The organism is Dyadobacter beijingensis DSM 21582 (assembly GCF_000382205.1).
In the GTDB taxonomy this organism is placed as follows: Bacteria; Bacteroidota; Bacteroidia; order Cytophagales; family Spirosomataceae; genus Dyadobacter; species Dyadobacter beijingensis.
On sequence record NZ_KB907788.1, the window covers coordinates 728,823 to 748,910 of the forward strand.

Annotated in this window: 17 protein-coding genes; 8 read left to right on the forward strand and 9 right to left on the reverse strand. The window is 53.4% G+C overall.

Annotation, left to right across the window (positions count from 1 at the left end):
• Positions 1-18 precede the first annotated feature (18 nt).
• The 3 genes from H144_RS0116530 to H144_RS0116540 are packed head-to-tail and all read left to right on the forward strand — an operon-like array spanning position 19 to position 5,993.
• Positions 19-3,219, forward strand: coding sequence for a SusC/RagA family TonB-linked outer membrane protein (locus H144_RS0116530; RefSeq protein ID WP_019943203.1), 3,201 nt, complete (start codon positions 19-21; stop codon positions 3,217-3,219).
• Between the two features lie 23 nt (positions 3,220-3,242).
• Positions 3,243-5,270 carry a RagB/SusD family nutrient uptake outer membrane protein gene (locus H144_RS0116535; protein ID WP_026350753.1) on the forward strand — a complete coding sequence of 676 codons (2,028 nt, stop codon included), beginning with the start codon at positions 3,243-3,245 and terminating at the stop codon, positions 5,268-5,270.
• 21 nt (positions 5,271-5,291) lie between these two features.
• On the forward strand, positions 5,292-5,993 hold the full coding sequence (locus tag H144_RS0116540) for a DUF3823 domain-containing protein (protein WP_019943205.1): 702 nt from the start codon (positions 5,292-5,294) through the stop codon (positions 5,991-5,993).
• 55 nt (positions 5,994-6,048) lie between these two features.
• Here the strand turns inward: H144_RS0116540 and H144_RS0116545 are convergent, their stop codons facing one another.
• Together H144_RS0116545 and H144_RS0116550 are read right to left on the reverse strand one after the other, a co-directional pair.
• Complete coding sequence (locus H144_RS0116545) at positions 6,049-7,713, reverse strand: ArnT family glycosyltransferase (protein WP_026350755.1); 1,665 nt, start codon at positions 7,711-7,713, stop codon at positions 6,049-6,051.
• A 105-nt stretch (positions 7,714-7,818) separates the two neighbouring features.
• A complete protein-coding gene (locus tag H144_RS0116550; RefSeq protein ID WP_019943207.1) occupies positions 7,819-8,208 on the reverse strand; it encodes a winged helix-turn-helix transcriptional regulator in 390 nt (129 codons plus the stop codon).
• Positions 8,209-8,305: 97 nt separating this feature from the next.
• On the opposite strand from H144_RS0116550, the gene H144_RS0116555 reads away from it, so the two are divergent.
• Both H144_RS0116555 and H144_RS0116560 read left to right on the forward strand, forming a co-directional pair.
• Positions 8,306-9,049, forward strand: coding sequence for an SDR family NAD(P)-dependent oxidoreductase (locus H144_RS0116555; protein ID WP_026350756.1), 744 nt, complete (start codon positions 8,306-8,308; stop codon positions 9,047-9,049).
• Positions 9,050-9,114: 65 nt separating this feature from the next.
• On the forward strand, positions 9,115-9,711 hold the full coding sequence (locus H144_RS0116560) for a Crp/Fnr family transcriptional regulator (protein ID WP_026350757.1): 597 nt from the start codon (positions 9,115-9,117) through the stop codon (positions 9,709-9,711).
• A gap of 20 nt (positions 9,712-9,731) precedes the next feature.
• Here H144_RS0116560 and H144_RS0116565 read toward each other — a convergent pair whose 3' ends face one another.
• The gene (locus H144_RS0116565; protein ID WP_019943210.1) at positions 9,732-10,049 is read right to left on the reverse strand and encodes a HigA family addiction module antitoxin; all 318 of its coding nucleotides are present in this window, start codon (positions 10,047-10,049) and stop codon (positions 9,732-9,734) included.
• A 17-nt stretch (positions 10,050-10,066) separates the two neighbouring features.
• Positions 10,067-10,345 carry a type II toxin-antitoxin system RelE/ParE family toxin gene (locus H144_RS0116570; RefSeq protein ID WP_019943211.1) on the reverse strand — a complete coding sequence of 93 codons (279 nt, stop codon included), beginning with the start codon at positions 10,343-10,345 and terminating at the stop codon, positions 10,067-10,069.
• 148 nt (positions 10,346-10,493) lie between these two features.
• Here H144_RS0116570 and H144_RS32060 point away from each other — a divergent pair, with 148 nt between their 5' ends.
• The gene (locus H144_RS32060; protein ID WP_019943212.1) at positions 10,494-11,621 is read left to right on the forward strand and encodes an oxidoreductase; all 1,128 of its coding nucleotides are present in this window, start codon (positions 10,494-10,496) and stop codon (positions 11,619-11,621) included.
• Between the two features lie 41 nt (positions 11,622-11,662).
• Here the strand turns inward: H144_RS32060 and H144_RS0116580 are convergent, their stop codons facing one another.
• From H144_RS0116580 to H144_RS0116590, 3 genes are all read right to left on the reverse strand, one after another.
• Positions 11,663-13,606: a M56 family metallopeptidase gene (locus H144_RS0116580; RefSeq protein ID WP_019943213.1), complete on the reverse strand. Its 1,944-nt coding sequence runs from the start codon at positions 13,604-13,606 to the stop codon at positions 11,663-11,665.
• A 21-nt stretch (positions 13,607-13,627) separates the two neighbouring features.
• Positions 13,628-13,987 carry a BlaI/MecI/CopY family transcriptional regulator gene (locus H144_RS0116585; RefSeq protein ID WP_019943214.1) on the reverse strand — a complete coding sequence of 120 codons (360 nt, stop codon included), beginning with the start codon at positions 13,985-13,987 and terminating at the stop codon, positions 13,628-13,630.
• 86 nt (positions 13,988-14,073) lie between these two features.
• Positions 14,074-14,721, reverse strand: a complete 648-nt coding sequence (locus H144_RS0116590; RefSeq protein WP_019943215.1) for a response regulator — start codon at positions 14,719-14,721, stop codon at positions 14,074-14,076.
• A 459-nt stretch (positions 14,722-15,180) separates the two neighbouring features.
• Here H144_RS0116590 and H144_RS0116595 point away from each other — a divergent pair, with 459 nt between their 5' ends.
• A complete protein-coding gene (locus H144_RS0116595) occupies positions 15,181-15,810 on the forward strand; it encodes a response regulator transcription factor (protein WP_019943216.1) in 630 nt (209 codons plus the stop codon).
• A gap of 59 nt (positions 15,811-15,869) precedes the next feature.
• A complete protein-coding gene (locus tag H144_RS0116600) occupies positions 15,870-16,502 on the forward strand; it encodes a response regulator transcription factor (RefSeq protein ID WP_019943217.1) in 633 nt (210 codons plus the stop codon).
• A 180-nt stretch (positions 16,503-16,682) separates the two neighbouring features.
• On the opposite strand, the gene H144_RS0116605 is transcribed toward H144_RS0116600, so the two are convergent.
• Both H144_RS0116605 and H144_RS0116610 read right to left on the reverse strand, forming a co-directional pair.
• Complete coding sequence (locus H144_RS0116605; protein ID WP_019943218.1) at positions 16,683-17,399, reverse strand: outer membrane lipoprotein-sorting protein; 717 nt, start codon at positions 17,397-17,399, stop codon at positions 16,683-16,685.
• A gap of 58 nt (positions 17,400-17,457) precedes the next feature.
• Positions 17,458-20,013: a TonB-dependent receptor gene (locus H144_RS0116610; RefSeq protein ID WP_019943219.1), complete on the reverse strand. Its 2,556-nt coding sequence runs from the start codon at positions 20,011-20,013 to the stop codon at positions 17,458-17,460.
• Positions 20,014-20,088 lie beyond the last annotated feature (75 nt).

Genomic DNA, 20,088 nt, shown 5'->3' on the forward strand with positions numbered 1-20,088 from the left:
TCTTTCAAAAAAACAATTATGAACAAAACTTTATCCATCCCCTTATGGGCGGTGAGCATGGCATTGCTATGCCATTTCAACCCACCTGCGTATGCGATCGGAAAGGGCATCGACGGGGTAACCCAGACCCGCCCGCCGGCAGCAACCGATGTTTCAGGAATCGTCAAAGATGAAAAAGGCGAAGGCATTCCAGGCGTGAATGTGCTCGTGAAAGGTACCGCCACAGGTACTACCACCGACGTGAACGGGAAGTTTTCGATCCAGGTCGGGTCGGGTGCCGATGTGCTGGTATTTTCTTTTGTAGGGTATTCCAAACAGGAAATCGCCGTTGGCAGCCAGACGACCATTAACGTCATCCTGGCCGAGGACAACAAGAACCTCGACGAGGTGGTGGTGGTCGGCTACGGCACACAAAAGAAGGTGACGCTCACGGGTGCGGTGGTGTCGGTGAACAGCCAGGAGATCGTGACGACCAAGAACCAGAATGTGCAGAATATGCTCACGGGCAAGCTGCCGGGCTTGCGGGTGGTCCAGAAATCGTCGGAGCCGGGGGATTTCAATTCCAACCAGTTCGACATCCGCGGCTTCGGTAACCCTCTGATCGTCATCGACGGCGTGCCGCGCGACAATATTTCGCGCATCGATCCCAACGAGATCGAAAGCATTTCCATTCTGAAAGACGCCGCCGCGGCCATTTACGGCGTGCGGGCGGCTAATGGCGTGGTGCTCGTGACGACCAAGCGCGGGGCGAGCGGCCGGGCGAAGATCGAGTATTCGATGTACTACGGCAGCCAGACGGCACTCGGATTGCCCAAGCCCGTCGGCGCGATCGAGCGCTACACGCTCATGAACGAGAAGAGCATGCACAATGTGAACAGCCCGACGATCCGCTATTCCGAATCGGATTTCGCGCCGTACCTCGAAGGCAAGCTCCAAAGCACCGACTGGTATGACCTCACCATGCAGAAACGCGCACCGCAGCAACAGCATAACCTCAGCGCAAGCGGCGGCACCGCCGACGGCCGGGTCGATTATTTTATCAATATGGGCTACATGTACCAGGAAGGTTTCTGGAAGAGCAAGGATTTGAATTACGACAAATACAATCTTCGCTCGAACATCAATGCGCAGATTACCAAGAATTTGCGGGCATCCTTAAAGCTCAGCGGCATTATCGACACCAAAAATAACCAGCAGGCGGGCGGTATGCACGAGATTTACGGCCCGCTCTGGCGCGCGCAGCCCAACGAGACCAATTATGCCAACAATAACCCCGATTACCTCTTCAAAATGGCGGCGGGGCACCCCGTGGCTTTGACGACCGCTGCGATTTCGGGTTACCAGCAGGATAACAACAAATGGCTCCAAAGCCAGTTTCAGCTGGAATACACGGTGCCGTACGTGGAAGGGCTGATGGCCAAGGGAATGTTCAGTTACGACACGCGGATCAACTCCAACACCAATTATAAAAAGTCTTACAATTTGTACGATTACAATGCGTCGAACAACACCTATGCGCCCTTCGCCAATAACCTGCCCGACCAGCTGATCCGCACGTACAACACGCTGCCGTCGACATTGATGCAGGTTTCGCTGAACTACACCCGCAGTTTCAAAGAAAGGCATAATGTGGGCGCATTGGTACTTTACGAGGAAAGCACCCGCAGCAGCGATAACTTCTACGCGAGCCGGGAACTGGGCATCCCGATGGAGTACCTTTTTGCGGGAAAAGCGCAGAACCAGGTCGGCAACAGCAATATCAACAACATCTGGAAGAATGCGAACAAAGGGCTCGTGGGCCGATTGAACTACGACTTCAAAGGCAAATACATCGCCGATTTCAGCTTCCGGTACGACGGTTCATCCAAATTCCCTCCGGGCAGGCAATGGGGCTTTTTCCCGGCGGTATCGGCGGGCTGGCGGTTGTCGGAGGAAGGTTTTATCAAAAACAATGCGGCTTTCCGTTTCCTGGATAACCTGAAAATCAGGGGCTCTTATGGCACAATGGGGGATGATGGCGCTTCTTCCTACCAGTTTGTTTCCGGCTATGACTATCCTTTTAATGGCAACAGCCAGGCGCTGGCAGGCGGGTATATGTTCGGCGGATCGTTCGTGAATTCGCTGGGTTTCCGCAATTCGCCCAACCCGAACATTACCTGGTATACTGTAAAAACGGCCAATGCGGGGCTGGATGCCGGTTTCTGGAATGGCCTGGTGGAGGTTACCTTCGATATTTTCCGCCGGAACCGCACCGGTTTGCTCGCCAACCGGCTCATGTCCTTGCCCGGTACGTTCGGCGCGACGATGCCGCAGGAAAACCTGAACAGCGACCAGACGAGTGGTTTTGAGATTTCCCTATCGCACAGGAAGCGCGTTAATGAAATCCGCTACAATGTATCGGGCAACCTTTCGCTCACCCGTACGCGCAACCTGTACATTGAAAGGGGTCGGTCCGGTAATTCGTACGATAACTGGCGTAACAACCGCAGCGACCGCTTCAACGACGTGTGGTTCGGCTGGGGTTATGAAGGGCAGTTCCAGTCGTACGAGCAGATCGCCACACACGGTTCGTACGTGGGCCGCGCTACGTTGCCGGGCGATTACATTTACGAGGACTGGAACGGCGATGGTACCATCGATGACATGGACCGCCACCCGATTGCGACGACCATTAACCCCGCCAGCACGACCACAGTGGGCGGCGACGCCAAGAAGAACCACCCGCTGATGAACTTCGGCTTCTCCGGTTCCATCGATTACAAGGGGTTTGACCTGAACATCCTCTTTCAGGGCGCGGCGCTCTCGTACGTGGCTTACGGCGAGCAGCTGCGCGAGCCGCTGGCCTGGGACGGTAATGCACTGGAATTCTTCATGGACCGCTGGCACCCGGCCGACGCCAAGGCCGATCCTTACAACCCGTCGACGCAATGGGTGCGGGGCTACTACGCTTATACCGGCACCACAGCCGACGAAAACTCGGCCCGTAACATCCAGAACGGCGCATATCTGCGGCTGAAAAGCGCAGAAATCGGCTACTCGCTGCCGAAAGACCTGCTGAAAAGGGTGGGCGTGCAGGGGCTGCGTGTATATGTGAACGGCTATAACCTCCACACATTCACGAAGGTGAAAGGCCTCGATCCCGAGCACCCGTCGGAATTGTACGGCTACATGTACCCGATCAACCGGACGATCAACCTGGGCGCGAGTATCAGTTTTTAAATTCTATCAGTATGGTATTTCAAATGAAACATATCAAATACGCCCTCGCGCTGACGCTGCTGGGCGGCACCTATTCGTGCAACGAGCTGGACATTCCGCCGATCAACGTGGTGCAGGACAAGGACGCGTTCACCGACGCCGGTATGCAGGCGTACATGGCTGCATTGTACAGCCGTATGCCCATCGAGGATTTCAAATACAGCGCACAGGAAGGCACCGAAGGGTTCGATACCTGGAACAACATCGCCACGCCGGCGCTGAATACCGGCGAGAATGCCAACCGGAATAACGGCGGCTTCGTGAACCCGGCGCGCGGTTACTGGAAAAGCGGCTACCAGGTGATCCGCAATGCAAATTACCTGATCCGCGAGTTACCGAAATACGTGCCGTCACTCACCCAACCGAAAGTCGATAAATGGATTGCCGAGGCGCGGTTCGTGCGGGCATTCACCTATTTCGCGTTGGCGAAGCGGTATGGCGGTGTACCCATTACGCAGGATGTGCAGTCGCTGGACGGCGCCACGCTCGAATCGCTGCAAATCCCGCGCAGCAGCGAGCAGCAGGTGTACGATTTCATCCTCGCCGACCTCGATTTCGTGATCGCGACCATGCCCGAAGCGAGCGAACAGGCCGGCCGGGTGAACAAGAACATCGCCGCCGCATTCAAATCGCGCGTAGCGCTGACGGCCGGGTCGATCGCCCGCTATGCGAACCCGTTCGTGAAGGACGGCGTGATGCTTTGTGGTATTCCAAAAGAAAAGGCGAACGACTATTTCAAAGCCGCATTTCAGGCTGCCAGGTCTATTGAGGGCAAGTATTCATTGTATATGAAAAAATGGTCGGCGGACGATAAAATCGCGACGGCCGACAACTATGCCGATCTTTTTCTGGACGCAGCGAGCCCCGAAACCATTTTCGCAAAAGGTTACTCGTACCCCGAGGCCGTGCACAGCTTCGACGCCGTGTACGCTCCGCCGCACATGACGTCGACCTACGGCGACCGCTTCAACCCGACACTCGATTATGTGGAGCTTTTCGACGGGCTTCCGAAGAATGCCAAAGGCCAGCTCAAAACGACCGACGACAAGGGTAACTACATTGTGTACGACTACGTAGAGCAGCTTTTCGAAAACTGCGAGCCGCGTTTGCGGGGTACCGTACTGCTCCCGGGGCAGGCCATTAAAGGCGTCCGCACCGATTTGCGCCGGGGAACCCTCGTCGAGACGGTAGATCCGTCGGTGCCGATCCCGAAATTTATTCCCGAGGACATGACGAGCGGCTATAATTCCAATGCTTTTTACAATGCGAATGTGAAGCAATCCGGTACCTGGAACAACCAGACGCCGATCATGCTCTCCAACGGGCAGTCGATCAACCCGACAGGCCTCGACGGCCCGACTTCGGCCAACAATGCGACCATTACTGGTTTCCACGGCCGCAAATGGCTCATGCCCAACCTCGCACCGGCCGCTACGGCACTGCATCGCTCCAACCAGTCGTGGATCGAAATGCGGTATGCCGAAGTGCTGCTGAACCGTGCCGAAGCCGCGTTGGAGCTGCATCAAAACGGCGTGACGGAGGTAGATGGCGTGGCTTTGCTGAACGATGCATTCGACAACATCAACAAGATCCGCAACCGTGCCGGGGCGGTACTGCTCAAAACGGCGGCCGAACTGTCGGCAGCGGCGCCTCTCGCGCCCGGTGCTGGCGTGGGTGGGTACGTGCTGGCGCCCTCGCGGGGGCTGCAACTCGTGCGGATCGAGCGTCGTAAAGAGCTGGCTTTCGAGAACAAATTGTGGTGGGATATGCTGCGCTGGCGTACGGCCGATGCGGAAGTGAATGCGCGTATCTGGCGGAAATGCAACCCGTTCCTGTTCGCGAAAGGCGCCGTAGCCGAAGCGAGTGATTATGTGAAGGGCAAATACATTTTCGACTGCCGGTTCGAGGAAAGAAGCGCGCGATTTACTATCGCCACCAAAAATTATTACGAGGCCATTCCGGGCGCCGAGCTGATCGCGAACCCGAAACTGGTTCAGAATGAGCAATATTGATCAACGAAAATGAATTTAACAATGAAAAGTATCCTTTATATCCTGCTCATCCCGGTACTGCTGTGCGCCTGCAAAATCGACGACGTCGACGCGCCCGATTCGACCTTCGAGGGGAAGCTGGTCGATGCCGGCGGGAATGGTATCCAGCTGGAACAGGGCGCTTCGAGCGCTCGCCTCAAAATGGAAGAACTCAGTTGGAGCAATGCGCCCCTGCCTTTGTTCCTGAACCTGAAACAGGACGGTTCTTTTATTAACAACAAACTCTTCGCCGGTAACTACCGCGTAACGCCCGTCGAGGGACCATTCTACCCGGTGGCCGAAAAGACGGTAGACATTCAGGGTAGTACGAAGCTGGATTTTACGGTGATCCCGTATCTGAATGTAAACTGGGTAGGCGAACCAGCCTTAAATGCCGATAAGAAGCTTTCCGTAAGCTTCAAGTTCCAGAGCAACCCTGCGCCGGAAGGCCTTAACAAACCCAATCCGCTCGATTACCAGCTCTTCATTTCCACCAATCAATATGTGGGCAATAATAACTGGGACAATACGGCAGTAGGCGCAGTAGTGCCGGTGACGGCGGCGAGGGAGGGCGAAAACATCACTATTACCTCGTCGGTGCCCATGAAATACAGCACGACGTACTATGTGCGCGTGGGAGTCAGGGTGAACGATACTTATAAAAAGTACAACTACACGACCATCAAGACCGTTCAAGTTCCTTAATTATACGCAGAGGTAGTGTGAGCCCCCGGGACCATTGGTCTTTTGGGGGCTTGTTTTATAATGTGCCCTCGTCGCGGATGTAGAGCAGGTAACGCGGCTCTACGGCGGCGCTGCGCTTTTTCTGGTCGAGGAAACCCATTTTCAGGCGGGTAACGTGGAAATGCTGGGGAGAAGCCTGCACTTCGGCGTCGACGCCCGAGCGGATGAGGCTGTCGGCTACGGCGGCTGTCGTGTAAAGGTAGCAGGGCGCGGTATCGATAAAATCATCGAGGTGCTCGCCGCTTTTGATCAGTTTCACTTCCCCCGGCGAGTAAAATTCGAGGCTGTAAGAGAAGGAACCGTAGGCGGCCACGGGCAAATGCCGGTTTTTCTCCGGGATCACCCGCGCGGCGTGCATACCCGATTGGTATTGGAGTAAAAACGGGTAAAAGAACTGAAACAGAAAGATATACAGCATGGCGGCCATCGCGTAACCCTTGAAAAGTATTTGCTGCATGGCATTGCCGTAGTTCACCAAATTGACGCCGACCACGATCGCCAGCGCGATCACGCCCGCGATAATGCCGTTTTCGAGGCGTGTAATGTAAACCAGGGCGGATATGAAAATGAGCGTGACGACAAGCAGTACCGTCTGCACGGTGACCAGGTGCTGTAATTTGGACCGTTTGGCCAGCTCATAAAAGAAATGCGCCGTGATGATCGAGAAATAGGGGAACTCGATGACCAGGTAATGCGGCAGTTGGAATTTGGATAGGGAAAACAGTAAAAACGTGACGAGCGCGCTGCCATAAATTACCCAGCGGATGGCGTCCCGGTTCTTTTCAAATCGCAGCAGGTATACGATCCCGCCCACCAGCCCCACCGACCATGGCAGAAACGCCCATAATGTCGTATGCAGAAAGAAGGTCACATCGCCCTTGCCACGGATCGGGCCGGTATTGAAGAACCGGCCGAACTGGCTGTCCCAGAAGAAGAAACGAAGCCCGGAAACGTTGGTTTTGCCAAATACCACCTTCTCGGGATGGAGGTCGAACTGGACGTACAGGCTATATAGTTCGGGTAGGATAAATGCAAAGCACAATGCGAGCATAAGCCACCAGCGGTAATTGATAAACTCGCGGAACTGCCTGGTGATGATCCAGTAAATTACCCAACCGGCACCCAGGGTAATTAGTACGAAAATACCTTTGGTCATAATGGCGCAGGCCGCGAACAATGCCGCCCATATGATATGCGACCAATGCGCCTTTGCGTGAACCCGGAGCATATGCCAGGCCGCGCCCACGATGCAGGCGGTGAGGTATGGCTCGGCGCGCACATCGAAATTGGCGAGGGTGCTGTGCAGGGCGACGGTGTAAATGAGCACCGCGATTTTGGCAATATCCTCATTGTATAAGTCCCTCGCAATGAGGTAAGTGTAGCGCAGGCTGAGCAACCAGAACAGGAATGCCGGCAGCTTGTAGGCGAAGCCGGTGATACCAAATACTTTGTAGCTGATCGCTGCCATCCAGAACGGGAAATGCGGTTTGTCGAGCCAGTCGTGGCCGTCGCCGTAGAGGTTCACCCAGTCGTTATGCAGCACCATGTGCTTGGCAATGGTGGCGTATAGCGCGCCGTCGGGTTCGATAATATCCAGCCAGAGGCCGGGGATATTGAGCAAAATACCCGCTAGCAGCAGCCACGGGAAATAGCGATGTAGTAGTGGGTCACGAAGGTTCATAACGTTGCGTCTATCGGGGTTGAGGAACACGGTTAAAACTGTGCCTGCCCTGTGATGTACGCACGAAGGTTTGAACTTGTGACGGTTATACCCTGAAAATTAGTGTTATATTATTGTTAACAGCGGGCATCGCGGCGTTTTGCGCTCCGATCCGGGGCGGTTTTCGCTACCCCAGGCGGTGAGGACATTGATCACCGGTTCGAGGCTCCTGCCGACTTCTGTGAGCTGGTATTCCACACGCGGCGGCACTTCGGGGTATACTTTGCGGCTGATGAGGCCGTCGGCCTCCATTTCACGGAGCTGCAATATGAGGATCCGCTCGGATACGGCCGGGAGGCTGCGGCGAAGATCGCTGTACCGCAGGGCGCCGTAAGCCAGGCGCCACAGGATCGAAGGCTTCCAACGCCCTCCGATCAGGTCCAATGTGTAGGCCATATCACAGTTTCCGTTGATCAGCATTTCGTTTTCAAGGTTCGTGGAGCTCTGTTTTCGCATAACTTACATTTATGTTAGTACTTGATAATTATGTTAGTACCTGTAAAATTATGAGTAAGGAAATAGTTTTGCAATGAAAACAAACCAATTTATCATCATGCAAAACTTGAAAGACAAAGTCGCATTCGTAACGGGCGGAAGCCGGGGCATCGGGGCAGCGATCGTGAAGAGGCTGGCGGCCGAAGGCGCGAAGGTGACTTTTACTTACGTCAACAGCAAAGATCAGGCGGACGCGCTCGTGAGCGAACTTGCGCAGGCAGGGCTCCATACGGTAGCCATTCAATCCGATAATAGCCGGGAGGGTTCCGTTTCGGCAGCCATTAACCAGGCGATCGAGCATTACGGCAAGCTCGATATCCTCGTGAACAGTGCCGGGGTGTTTATCGGCGGGAAGGCATTCGAGGAGCATACCACATCGGAATACGATTACATTATGAATGTAAATGTCAAATCCGTATTCGAGGCATGCCTGGCGGCTTCGCGCAGGATGGAGCAGGGCGGACGTATCATTACCATCGGCAGCTGCATGGCCGACCGCTCTGCAGTTCCACAGGCAACCTTGTATTCGGCGAGCAAATCGGCGTTATCGGGCTTCACGCGCGGCCTATCCCGAGACCTGGGCCCGAAAGAAATCACGGTAAACCTCATCCAGCCCGGCCCGGTCAATACCGACATGAACCCGGACGATTCGGAATTTTCCGATTTCCAGCGCGGTATGATGGCGATCCCCAAATACGGCCGCCCCGACCACATCGCCGACGCCGTGGCGTTCCTCGCCAGTCCGGCCAACAGCTACACCACGGGCTCGGTGATCACGATCGACGGCGGGACGCTGAGTTGAGGATCGGGTTGCAACGCTCGCATTAGTTTCCAATATTTGCCGGCGACACCTGGCTGTTTGAACATTTGGAAAAAGACCCCGCATTACACAGGATGATCCTGGACCACGTACTGCGCCGCATTGAACTCAGCGCGGCGGAGCAGGAACGTTTTGTTTCGGTTTTGAAAATACGGAAACTATTGCCGCGGCAGTACCTCGTCCAGCAAGGCGACGTTTGCACGCACGAAAGCTATGTGTGCAAAGGTTTTCTGCGGTCTTTTTACATGGATGAAAAGGGCAACGACCATACGCTGCATTTTGCGATGGAAGACTGGTGGATCAGCGATTCCACCAGTTTCCATTTGCAGGTCCCGGCCACGCGGAACATTGTGGCGCTGGAACCTTCCATTTTATTACAGATAGAAAAAAACGACCTCGAACAGCTCTACCGCGACGTACCCGCCTTCGAGCGCTTCTGGCGTATTCTGGAACAAAAGGCCGGCATCGCGCAGGACCAGCGCATCCTCAACGACATTTCGATGACCGGCGCCGAACGCTACGAAGCGCTGATTACCAAATATCCTACCCTCGAACAACGCATGCCGCAGCGGCACATCGCCTCGTACCTCGGCATCACGCCAGTGTTTTTGAGTCAGATTCGGAAGCAGTTATCGAAGGCTTAGCTACAAAATCGCAGGAAAGGCTAGGCGGGGGAGGCCGTCCAGAAATGTTGAATTTTGTGATTTCGCTCTTGCTTCTCGGCCTTTCGTAAATCGAAATTCTGCTGCATATTGAGCCATAGTTGCGGTGTTGTATTGAATGCTTCGGACAGGCGTAAAGCCATATCCGGGGAAACGGATTGATGTCCGTTGACCAACTGTGAAAGCGTTTTACGGGTTACGCCCAACCCCTTTGCGGCATCGCTGACAGACAATCCGAGCGGTTCCAGATATAAGCCTTTTAAAACCACTCCGGGATGCGGAGGGTTTTTCATGGGTGATTTTACTTTGTTATCTTCCATAGTTGTTGCGGTTCTCATTAATGATAGTCTACGTAATCAACGTCGTACACATGCCCATCCTCAAATCGGAAAATAATCCGGTAATTGGCGTTGACTTTAACAGACCAAAAATCCTTGTAATCTCCTGACAGCTTGTGTATACCTGAACCGGGAAAATCCATGTCCTCCGGCCTGTCCGCGCCATCAAGCAAACCTAATATCAAGCCTATCTTCCCCAGATGCGATGCCGGTAGTTTTGAACCGTCGTCCTTTTGGTAGAGTAATTTTAGCGCCTTGCTATTGATAGTTTTGATCATAGACACAAATATAACCCGTTACGTAACAGGTGTCAACTATTGTGATCATGATACGAACAGATCTTCAACAACTTTAACCCCTTTTATTAAACTAATTATATGCCCCGCCGCTGGTCGTGCCGGTACTTTTGTGATCAAAAAACGAAGTATGGAAACGACGAGAAAAACGATATCCGATCAAACAAATGTGAGTGGCTATACATTGAAAAACCGACTCGTCGTGGCACCTATGACGCGGGTAAGCGCGACGCCGGAAGGCTTGCCTACGCAGGAAATGGCCGATTATTACGCCGCATTCGCCGAGGGCGGTTTCGGGATGATCATAACCGAAGGGACTTACACCGATGATTTTTACAGCAAAGCCAATCACGGCCAGCCCGGCATTGCCAACGCATCGCAAATGCAGGCCTGGAAGCGGGTGACGGATGCTGTGCATGCGCATGATACACACATTATCAGCCAACTGATGCATGGCGGCGCATTGTCGGAATACGGTGTGCATACCATCGCGCCGTCGGCAATCCAGCCGGTAGGGTTGCGCGCGACGGATCATTCCAACCCTCCAACGCCCTTCCCAGTGCCCCGCGAAATGGGCCGGGGAGATTTTGAGGTGGTGAAAAACGGGTATGTCCATGCGGCATTACGGGCATTGCAGGCTGGCTTCGATGGGGTGGAGCTGCATGCGGCCAATGGCTATCTGTTCGATCAGTTCATTACACCGCATACCAATGTCCGTACCGACGAATATGGCGGCGACGAGCGGGGCAGGCTGCGGTTTTTAATGGAGGTGTATGCGGCCGTGAAGGCGGTGGTTCCCGCGGGCTTCATGGTGGCTATCCGCATTTCGGAGAGCAAGGTGAACGACCTCACTTACCGCTGGCCGGGCGGTGCGGAAACGGCACGGCGCATTTTTGGAATACTGGCTGAAATCGCGCCGGATTACGTGCATATCGCAGCCGAAGGCGGTCGCTGGGAGCGTGAATGCCTGTATCCAAATGGCGAATCGTCGAACAGCATTGCCAAAGGCATTTTAAAATCGCCCATCATCGCCAACGGCGGTATGCACGATGTGGATTTGGCCGAAAAACTATTGAACCGTAACACGGCCGACCTCATTTCGATCGGCCGCGCGGCCATTGCGTCACCCGACTGGCCTAACCGCATGGCGGCTGGGGAGCCGGTGGTGCCGTTTTTCAGGGAACTGATCAAACCCAGCCTCACGCTCGCGCATGCGAAAGCGGTGTTGGCGCAATGCGATGCGTCGGCAATGTGTTAGCGTCCGGCTGGTATCAATTTTCTGAATGCGTTTTCAAAACGTCATTTGGCGGCGAAATCCGGGCGTTCGAACACCTCGTTCACCGGCCGGGTTTCGACCCACCAGATCCGGTCGAGGGACGGGTCGTAATAGCGGGCGAGGCGGCCTTTGAAGAGCATGATCTTTTTCACTTCTCGTTTTTCAGGCATCATATTGCTGCTCGCGCCGTGCACCTGCCGGAAGCCGTCGAGCATGTAGCCTTCGGCTTTCAGCGTGGCGGGATCGAATGCGCTGATATCCTTTATTTCCACATTCCCCCTGACCAATGCGGCTGGCGGAACCTCGCGGTAGAGTGGAAAGGTGAGGTACACGATTTCGGGCGACGGACTGCCCTGGTACATTCTTCTTTCCTGATACTCGTTCAGCATGAAAGGGTAGCTTTTGAACGCCTCGTTCACCTCGCGGTGGCTCACCTCCCGGCCGTCCAGAATGAGTTTTGTCTCGCCTTCATAGCCCATAAGTTGCTTTTTACGATCGAAATAACCGCCCTTGTAGAGCGTGATTACATCCTTAGGCCATTGATGCGTTTTGACAAATTCTACTTTCAACGCCATTTCTTCGCGATGCGGCTGCATATTTTTGACCAGGTACGCTTTGAGTTCCGCTTTTGTCCGGGCCGGATCATAGGTGTCGTAGAATGGTTTGGTGGGCAATCCGTAATGTCCGAATCTTACGGCAGGCATTGTCTTTTTGGCTAAAAATGTAACGTGGAAGCCATCGCCAAAGGCATAGTCCGCCTGGTAGGCCTGCATGACTGAAAAGTCTTGATACTCATTATCCTTATAGACGGCCGCATAGTAATGCAAGACGTCTTTTTCCGGTTTAATGGGAATTTCTACAAAATAATAGCCGTCTTCGTCAGTCATCGTTGTTTTTACATATCGTTCATCGTGGGAGATACCGAGCATTCGGTTAGCCAAAGGTTGGGCCGTCTCGGCATCGAGGAGCAGGCCGGCAAGGTGCAGGCGGTCTTTTGGTTTCCGGGGATTATTAGCAGGTGTGGATGGTATATTGATGTAAATGCGTTTTCCATGTTTCGGCAACGGCTGGTCCTGCTCTGTACGGAATGCAGCGAGGATCACCGCCAGCAGCGGCAAAATAAACAGGAAACGCGCGAGTAATATACGCGGGCTGGCGTGCCGGTTCATCATCACGATCCGCTGTTTCAGCGAGTGGTAGCCAAACTGGTTTACGAGGGCAAATTCGGGCCCGATGGCCGTTTTGAGCAACAGATATTGATATGTCTTCGTGTCGGCGTGGTTTTCCAGGACTTTCTGGTCGGCGATGTATTCGAGGTTTTGGCGGATGGCGCTGCGGATCAGCCACGCGAATGGGTTAAACCAATTGATCATGCAGATCAGCTCCGACCAGATCACATCCACCGAATGCCGCTGCCGGACGTGAATGTATTCGTGAAGGATCATATCCTGCAATTCGCCGGGCTCGTGCAGGCGCGGGTTGTAAAAAATGGCATTCCAGAACGAGAACGGACTCATTTTGAGGTCGAAATGGTATATTTTGACGCCATCATGGGAAACGAGCTGTGCTTGCGCGCGGATTCGCAGGTATGAGCGCACTTGCAGGAGCAGTCGCACGAGCATCACCGCCGCGCCGACGGCCCAGACGATCATCAGCCAGTCGGCGGCCGTAAGCGAGGCAGGCGCTTCCGGTACGGCAGCCTGAAATACCGGCGTTTCGGGGGCTGGGGTACGGGTGATGGCAGGTACGCTTTGTACGAATGTACGTGTACGCGTAGGCTCTGGCGACTCGCCGAAAAAGGTATTGATGTTAATGAGGGGGATCAGGAAACACAGCGCGGAGTAAAACCGCAGGTAATGCCGGTTTGCGTCGAAAAAGGTGAGCTGGCGCAACACGAGATGGTAAAAAAGGGCGATCACGCCGAAGCCGACCGACAATTTGAGCAGGTAATCCGGAAATGCCGACATAGCTGTAAGGTTAGGAGGTTCTCACTTTTTTCCTTCGATCAGCCCGATGATCTCCCTGAGCTCGTCGGCCGATATCTTGTTCTTCTGAGCGAAAAAACTCACGAGTTCCTTGTAAGAATTCTCGAAATAATCCTTGACTACGCCCCCCATGAATTTCTGCTTGTAACTTTCTTCGCTGATCGCCGGGGCGTACAGGTAGGCATTGCCGATGAGCCGGCTGCTGAGGTAACCCTTCTTTTCGAGGTTCTTAACGGTTGAAGCCACCGTCGTATAGGGTGGGACGGGAGGGGCCATCACCTCCATGAACGCCTTCACGTTCCCTTCGCCCGTTTTCCATACCGCCAGCATGGCGTCTTCTTCCTGAATGGTCAATTTTTCCATAACTACGATTTTTTCGTAATTCTACGAATGTTTCGTAATTATGCAAAATATGTAACCGGAAAAATCTTTTTTTGTAGTTCGGGTGCCTAGATGCCGGGGTTCTGGCTTTTGTAGAACTGGACTTTTTTGAACATCTCGATCAGCGTCGTCACTTTCAGTTTTTCGAAAATGCGGGCCTTATAGGTGCTCACGGAGCTTTCGGTGAGGTTCATTTTAATGGCGATCTCCTTCGTCCAATAGCCTTCAATGAGCATGTCCATCACTTCCAGTTCGCGCTGGGATAGGTGTTCGAGCGGGTTCTCGCCATTGGGTTTGTTTTCCAGCGTATTGCGCAGGAGCTGCTGCTGCACTGCCGTGCTGATGTAGTTGCCGACTTCGAGCATGGACAATATTGCCTTTTTGATTTCTTCCTGCGAGGCATTCTTCGACAAGAAGCCATTGGCGCCCGCCTTAATGTAATGCAGGGCGTAAATCTCTTCTTCGAGGCTTGAAAAGATCATGATCAGGACCTTCGGCTGTACATCCCGGATCTTCGGGATCATATTGAACCCTTCGCCGTCGGGAATGTTGATATCGAGAATGACCAGGTCGACCTGGTTGGCGTTGAGCTGCGCGAGTGTCTCACTGAAAGAGCCTGCTTCGTGAACGACCACCGGGTTCAGCAAATCAAGTATCAAAAACCGGGTAGCGAGCCGTACAATCGCATGGTCTTCAACCAGTAAGATTTTTTTCATTTTTTTAAGGAGGACTTATATTCTGTTTCGACCGTTTACAAACGCCAAGATCTCGGTGGTTATCAAATAAATGCAGTAAATATTGAGTAAAACTCCTATTATTTGATGTAAAATTTATTCAACGGTCTGTACAAGTTTACAGTTAAATAACCGCTTCGACAAAAAAAGTTTTACTTATCATTGCAAACCAATTCCGCAAGCTAATTCGAAAAAGGTGCCCTAATGGCACTTTAAGCCGCTTTTTTCAACCTTGCGTGGATTCCCCTCCTTATTACCAGAAGTGAAGAGTAGATTTAATTTGAAATAAATTAGAAAAATTTCTACATCTTCGTATGGCTATCCGTGTGTAATATTTGTATACAAATCCGCATATTTGGAATACGAATTACTTCAACAACGAAATAAACGTAATAATGACAACGAGCGGGGTGCCGGATGCGCCTGCTAATCAGCCATTTTATGAATATACTCATTATCGAGGATGAACCGCTTACCGTGCTGGGATTGAAACAAAAAATAAAGGATATCAATCCGGTCACGACCATAGACACCGCGGCGTCCGTCGACACAGCCTATGAACTTGCAACCCGCCACAGCTATGAATTGGTGATCATGGATATCGATATCAAAGGCAAGGCCGGCGCAGGCGTGGTGGAGCGGATGAAGTCGCTTCACCCGGGTACCGCCATCCTCGTCATTACCGACCTCGATGAACGTACCTATGGCCTGCCGTATATGAAAGCGGGGGCGGACGGCTTCCTGTCCAAGCTCGCTTCCTCGGCGCAGTTCGACGAGGCGATCAGGGCCATGATGGTGATGGGCAAATATGCGAGCGTGGCATTACAGCAGCAGATTATCCAGGAAAACCAGGTGAACAGGTCGGTACGGTACGTAAACCCGCTGATGAGCATTTCAGAGCGGGAACGGCAGGTGATGAACCATCTCATCGCAGGCAAATCTACCGGCGAGATCGCAGCGATCCTGAATATCAATAAAACCACCGTTGGCACGCACAAAATGCGGATTTTGAAAAAAATGCAGGTCAATAGCCTGATCAAACTGATCGAAAAGGTGACCATGCTGAGCTGACCCGCGCTGAATTGATTATATGAAATATTAAAACCCTGTCTGTATCGGTTAACACTTCTATGAAATTCTTATGTATTGAAGATCACCCACTTATCCTGCTGGGGCTGAAATTGGTCTTTGCCGAATTCTATCCATGCGCAACGATCGGGGCGGCAGAGACTTTTCAAGGGGCACTGGCCCTGCTGGAACAGGAACGGTTTGACCTCGCATTGCTCGATATCGATATTCCCGGGGGGGAAAATGTGCGGATGATGAAGCTCATGCGCGAAAAACAGCCCGGCCTCCCGATTTTGATCCATTCCGCATTCGACGAGAAGGTGTATGCATTGCCTTATCTGCAAGCCGGTGCCGATGGGTTCATTTCCAAACAGGCGTCGCAGGAGGAGTTTAAAACGGCCATACAGGCCATTCTCGATCACGGCCGCTACGTGAGCTACGAAGTACAGCAGATTTTCCTGTCCAGTTTCGCCGACATTCACGGCCGTACCACCGGCGGCAACCCCATCGTTTCGCTGTCGCCCCGCGAGCGGCGCGTGATGCAGCTCATGACGGAAGGTAAATGGACGAAGGAGATCGCCGCCATTATGAACCTGAAAGAGAACACCATCAGTACTTACAAACGGCGCATTTACGACAAAATGGACGTAAAAGATCCGGTCGAATTGTCAAAAAAAATAGCGCTGTTCAGGTGAACGGCGCTATCGGGTATGGTGTCGGTTTTGCTTTGTGACGGCTGACCGCGGATGGCTGACGACCGACCGCCGATCATCGGGCACGTAGGATGCCGTCAGCGGTCGGCCGTCAGCGGTCGTCGGTCGGCAGTCAGAGGTCGTCGGTCGGCAGTCAGAGGTCGGCCGTCGGCCGTCAACCCGCTATTTCGCCGGCTTCTTGAATATCGCCGGGTCGACAGGTGTGTTTACGGATATCTTGTTGGTAATGAACGACATCGTTCCCATTTGCGCGTTGCTGATCTCCATCGTGTTCGGGAATTTTACACCGTTCACTTCCTTGTAATCCGACAGTTCGATCTCGCCATCCTGGCCGTTCATGGATACTTTTACTTTTGAAACAAGGTAAGTAGCCGCGTCCACATATTCGTCGATCACCTGCCCGTCCTTGGTGGTGAGTTTCAGGTGATAAACGTCCTTTTTATCGACCGTTTCTTTCCCTACCAGTTCCACCTTGTTTTCTTTCTCCTTGTAACCAACCAGGCCGCCGAACGGGTCGAGCGAGCTCAGTTGCTGCTTCAATTGGTCGGCCGGCATGTCCTCGGGTTCGCCGGTGCCGCCCATCATGGTCGGCCGGATCATCCAGCCTTTGCCTTCATCCACTACCTGAACCATGGTGTTACCCATTACGGTAGACTCGTTGCGGACGGACTTACCTACGACCAGCGTCGTCTTGTTAGGTATTTCCATGCCCTGCACCGCCAGCGAACGGTCGGTAACGACGGTATTCACCGCCTTGATTTTGTCGAGCCCGCCGAGGGCTGCGACGTGTTTATCTACGATCTCATCCACAGTCTGCGCGTAAGAGGCGGCGGAAACGAGTGCCGCGGCCATTGTCCAGATTAGTTTGTTTGTTTTCATACCGAAGTTGTATTTGAGTTAAAAAGGCTGTGTAAATTCTCCGAAATGTGTGCTGCGCTTACCGGGGGGTATTTCCGCCGCCCTGTCCGCCGCCGCCCTGCTGCTGTCCGCCGTCGCTCTTCACGTCGTCGTTGTTGACAGACTTGGCTTTACGCTTCGGCTGCTCCATCGTCATTTTACCGATTTTGTAGGTAAATGTCAGGCGGAAGCCGCGGTTGTAAAGATATACATCATTTACCTGGTTGAATTGCAGGGAGGTCAGCTCGGTGTGCATTTTAAATCTTTTGCTCAGGAAGTTCTCCGCTGCGAGGCCGAGGCTGGCCTTTTTGTTGGCAAATTCTTTTTTCACGCCAATGGTATAAAACCCGAATCCTCCCTGTTTACCCTGCAACTGGATCTGCTGCCCCTGCATGAAGCCGAATGCCTGCGCGCCCCAGCCGTTTCCGAATGTCGCCTGAGAGAACAAACCGCCGCTGATATTCACCCCGTCGTTGTCGATTTCCTGCGAAAGGCCGTTCTGGCCGAGCGTCTGGCCGGTAAGCTTGGTGTAAAATACGTTGGCAAAAATCCCGAAATTGATCTTCGACGTTGCGGCGATGTTGGCAAAAAGGTTGGCGCCATATGCGTGCTGTTTGCCGATGTTCTCATACGTGGTCACGATTGCGCCCGCGAGGGTGTCCGAAGGCTGGCGTACCTGTGTGATGGCATTATTGGTCGACCGGCCGAAGAATGTCGCATTCACGTAGGTCTTCTTAATGTTCTTGCTCAATCCCAGCTCATAGTTGTTGGTCAATTCAGGTCTCAGTTCCGGGTTACCGATCGTAATGTTCTGCGGGTTAGCCGAGTTGAAGTTCGGGTTCAGCTGCTGCAAGCCCGGGCGCTGAATACGTCGGTTATAGCCCAGTTTCACCGTCGTTCCCTTGAATGTCTTCGAAGCATTGATGCTCGGCACCAGGACGCCGTAGTTACCCACGCCGACAACGCCTTCGTTCGTGCTCGCATCGATGAATGTATGCTCGTACCGCAAGCCGGCCTTCAAAGTATACCGCTTTTTGGTGGTATAAGTATAGGAAGAGTACGCGGCGGCGATGTTTTGATGGTAGGTCAAATCGCCGGCCGGCTGATCGGTCTCGGGGCGGAAGTCGCCGGTCGGTTCTGCGATGAGGAAGCTGTATTTACTCGTCACTTCCCGGAAGATACCTTTACCACCGAATTCAAGCATCTGGTTCTTTTTAATAGGCGTCTGGTAATCCGACTGGAATGTGAATTCCTGGTTAATGCTCTTGTTAAGGTTACGCTGGCGGGATGTCAGCGAACCTCCCGAGAGAATATCCGCGTCGAAATCGTTGGTCAGGTCGTTGCGGCTGTACAAGGTCGAAATGCTCCATTCCTGCTGCGGTTTGAATGTATGCAGGTAATCGACGTTCACATCCACGGTTCCCGAGAGGTTGTCGGCCGCTACGTTACGGGCGGAAAGCGCATCCGGCGAGCCGGTTTTCATCAGGCGCGTCACGAGGTCCTGCTGGTTGGAGAAATTGCGCACGCCGTATTTCACGCCGGCCGTGAGGCTTTGGTTTTTGGCAATGTCGTAGTCGAAGCCGAGGTTGTAGTTCCCGAAAAGCCCGTGGCTCGAACCGTCGCCCGTCTGGCGGGTAGTCGTGCGAAGGCCCTCCACGGTACTGGTTTGTTCCAATGTCGTTTTGGTAACCGTATTGTACATCCCGCGTCCGAAACCGCCGATGGTAAAGCCAGCCTTGCCCTTGCGGTAGCCGCCGTTCAATGCGAGCATAGAGCCCCGGTTGCCCACGCCTGCGTCGATATTCAGGTTCAGCCCCTGAAGGGAATTCTTTTTGGTAATGATGTTGATGATACCACCGGAGCCTTCCGCATCGTATTTCGCTGAAGGGCTTGTAATCACCTCCACCGATTTGATCTGATCCGCCGGGATCTGCTTCAAGGCATCGGCCACGCTGTTAGCGATGATGGTACTCGGCTTGTTATTAATGAGTACGCGGATATTCTGGCTGCCGCGAAGCGATACGTTACCATCGAGGTCGACGGTCAGGAGCGGTACTTTGCGGAGAATGTCGGTTGCGTCGCCGCCTTTGGCCGTAATGTCCTTTTCGGCATTGTACACGAGGCGGTCTACTTTTTCTTCAATCAGGGCCGCCTGGCCGGTCACGGTTACTTCGTTAAGCGTTTTGGTGTTGGAGCCGAGCACAATGTTGCCCAGATCGACTTCCTGGCCCTTGGCGAGCTTGATGTTGTCGATCGTCTTGTTGGCATAGCCAATGAACGAAACGAGCACCTTATAGTCGCCTGCTACGAGTTTGCTGAGGGCAAATTTGCCTTTTTCATCGGCCACGGTGCCGTCCACAGCCTGGTTGCTGGTTTTGTTGTAAAGGGCAATGCTGACGAATTCGATCGGTTTGGATGAAGCTGAATCCACAATGGAGCCGGTAATCTTGGCCGAACCCTTCGGGCTTTGGTCGCCGGCTGTTCCCGGCAGGGCTTTGGGCTGGCTGCTTCCTGCGGCCGGAAACTGTGCGAATGCCGGTGATAGGAGTGAAGTGGCCAGGATGGAAACAATGAGGAGAAATTTGGTCATTTTCATGGTTTGGTAATTGGTATCACAAAAATGCCCCCGCCCGCGCTCGCCTGAAAGGAAAATATGACAAAGGCCGGAATA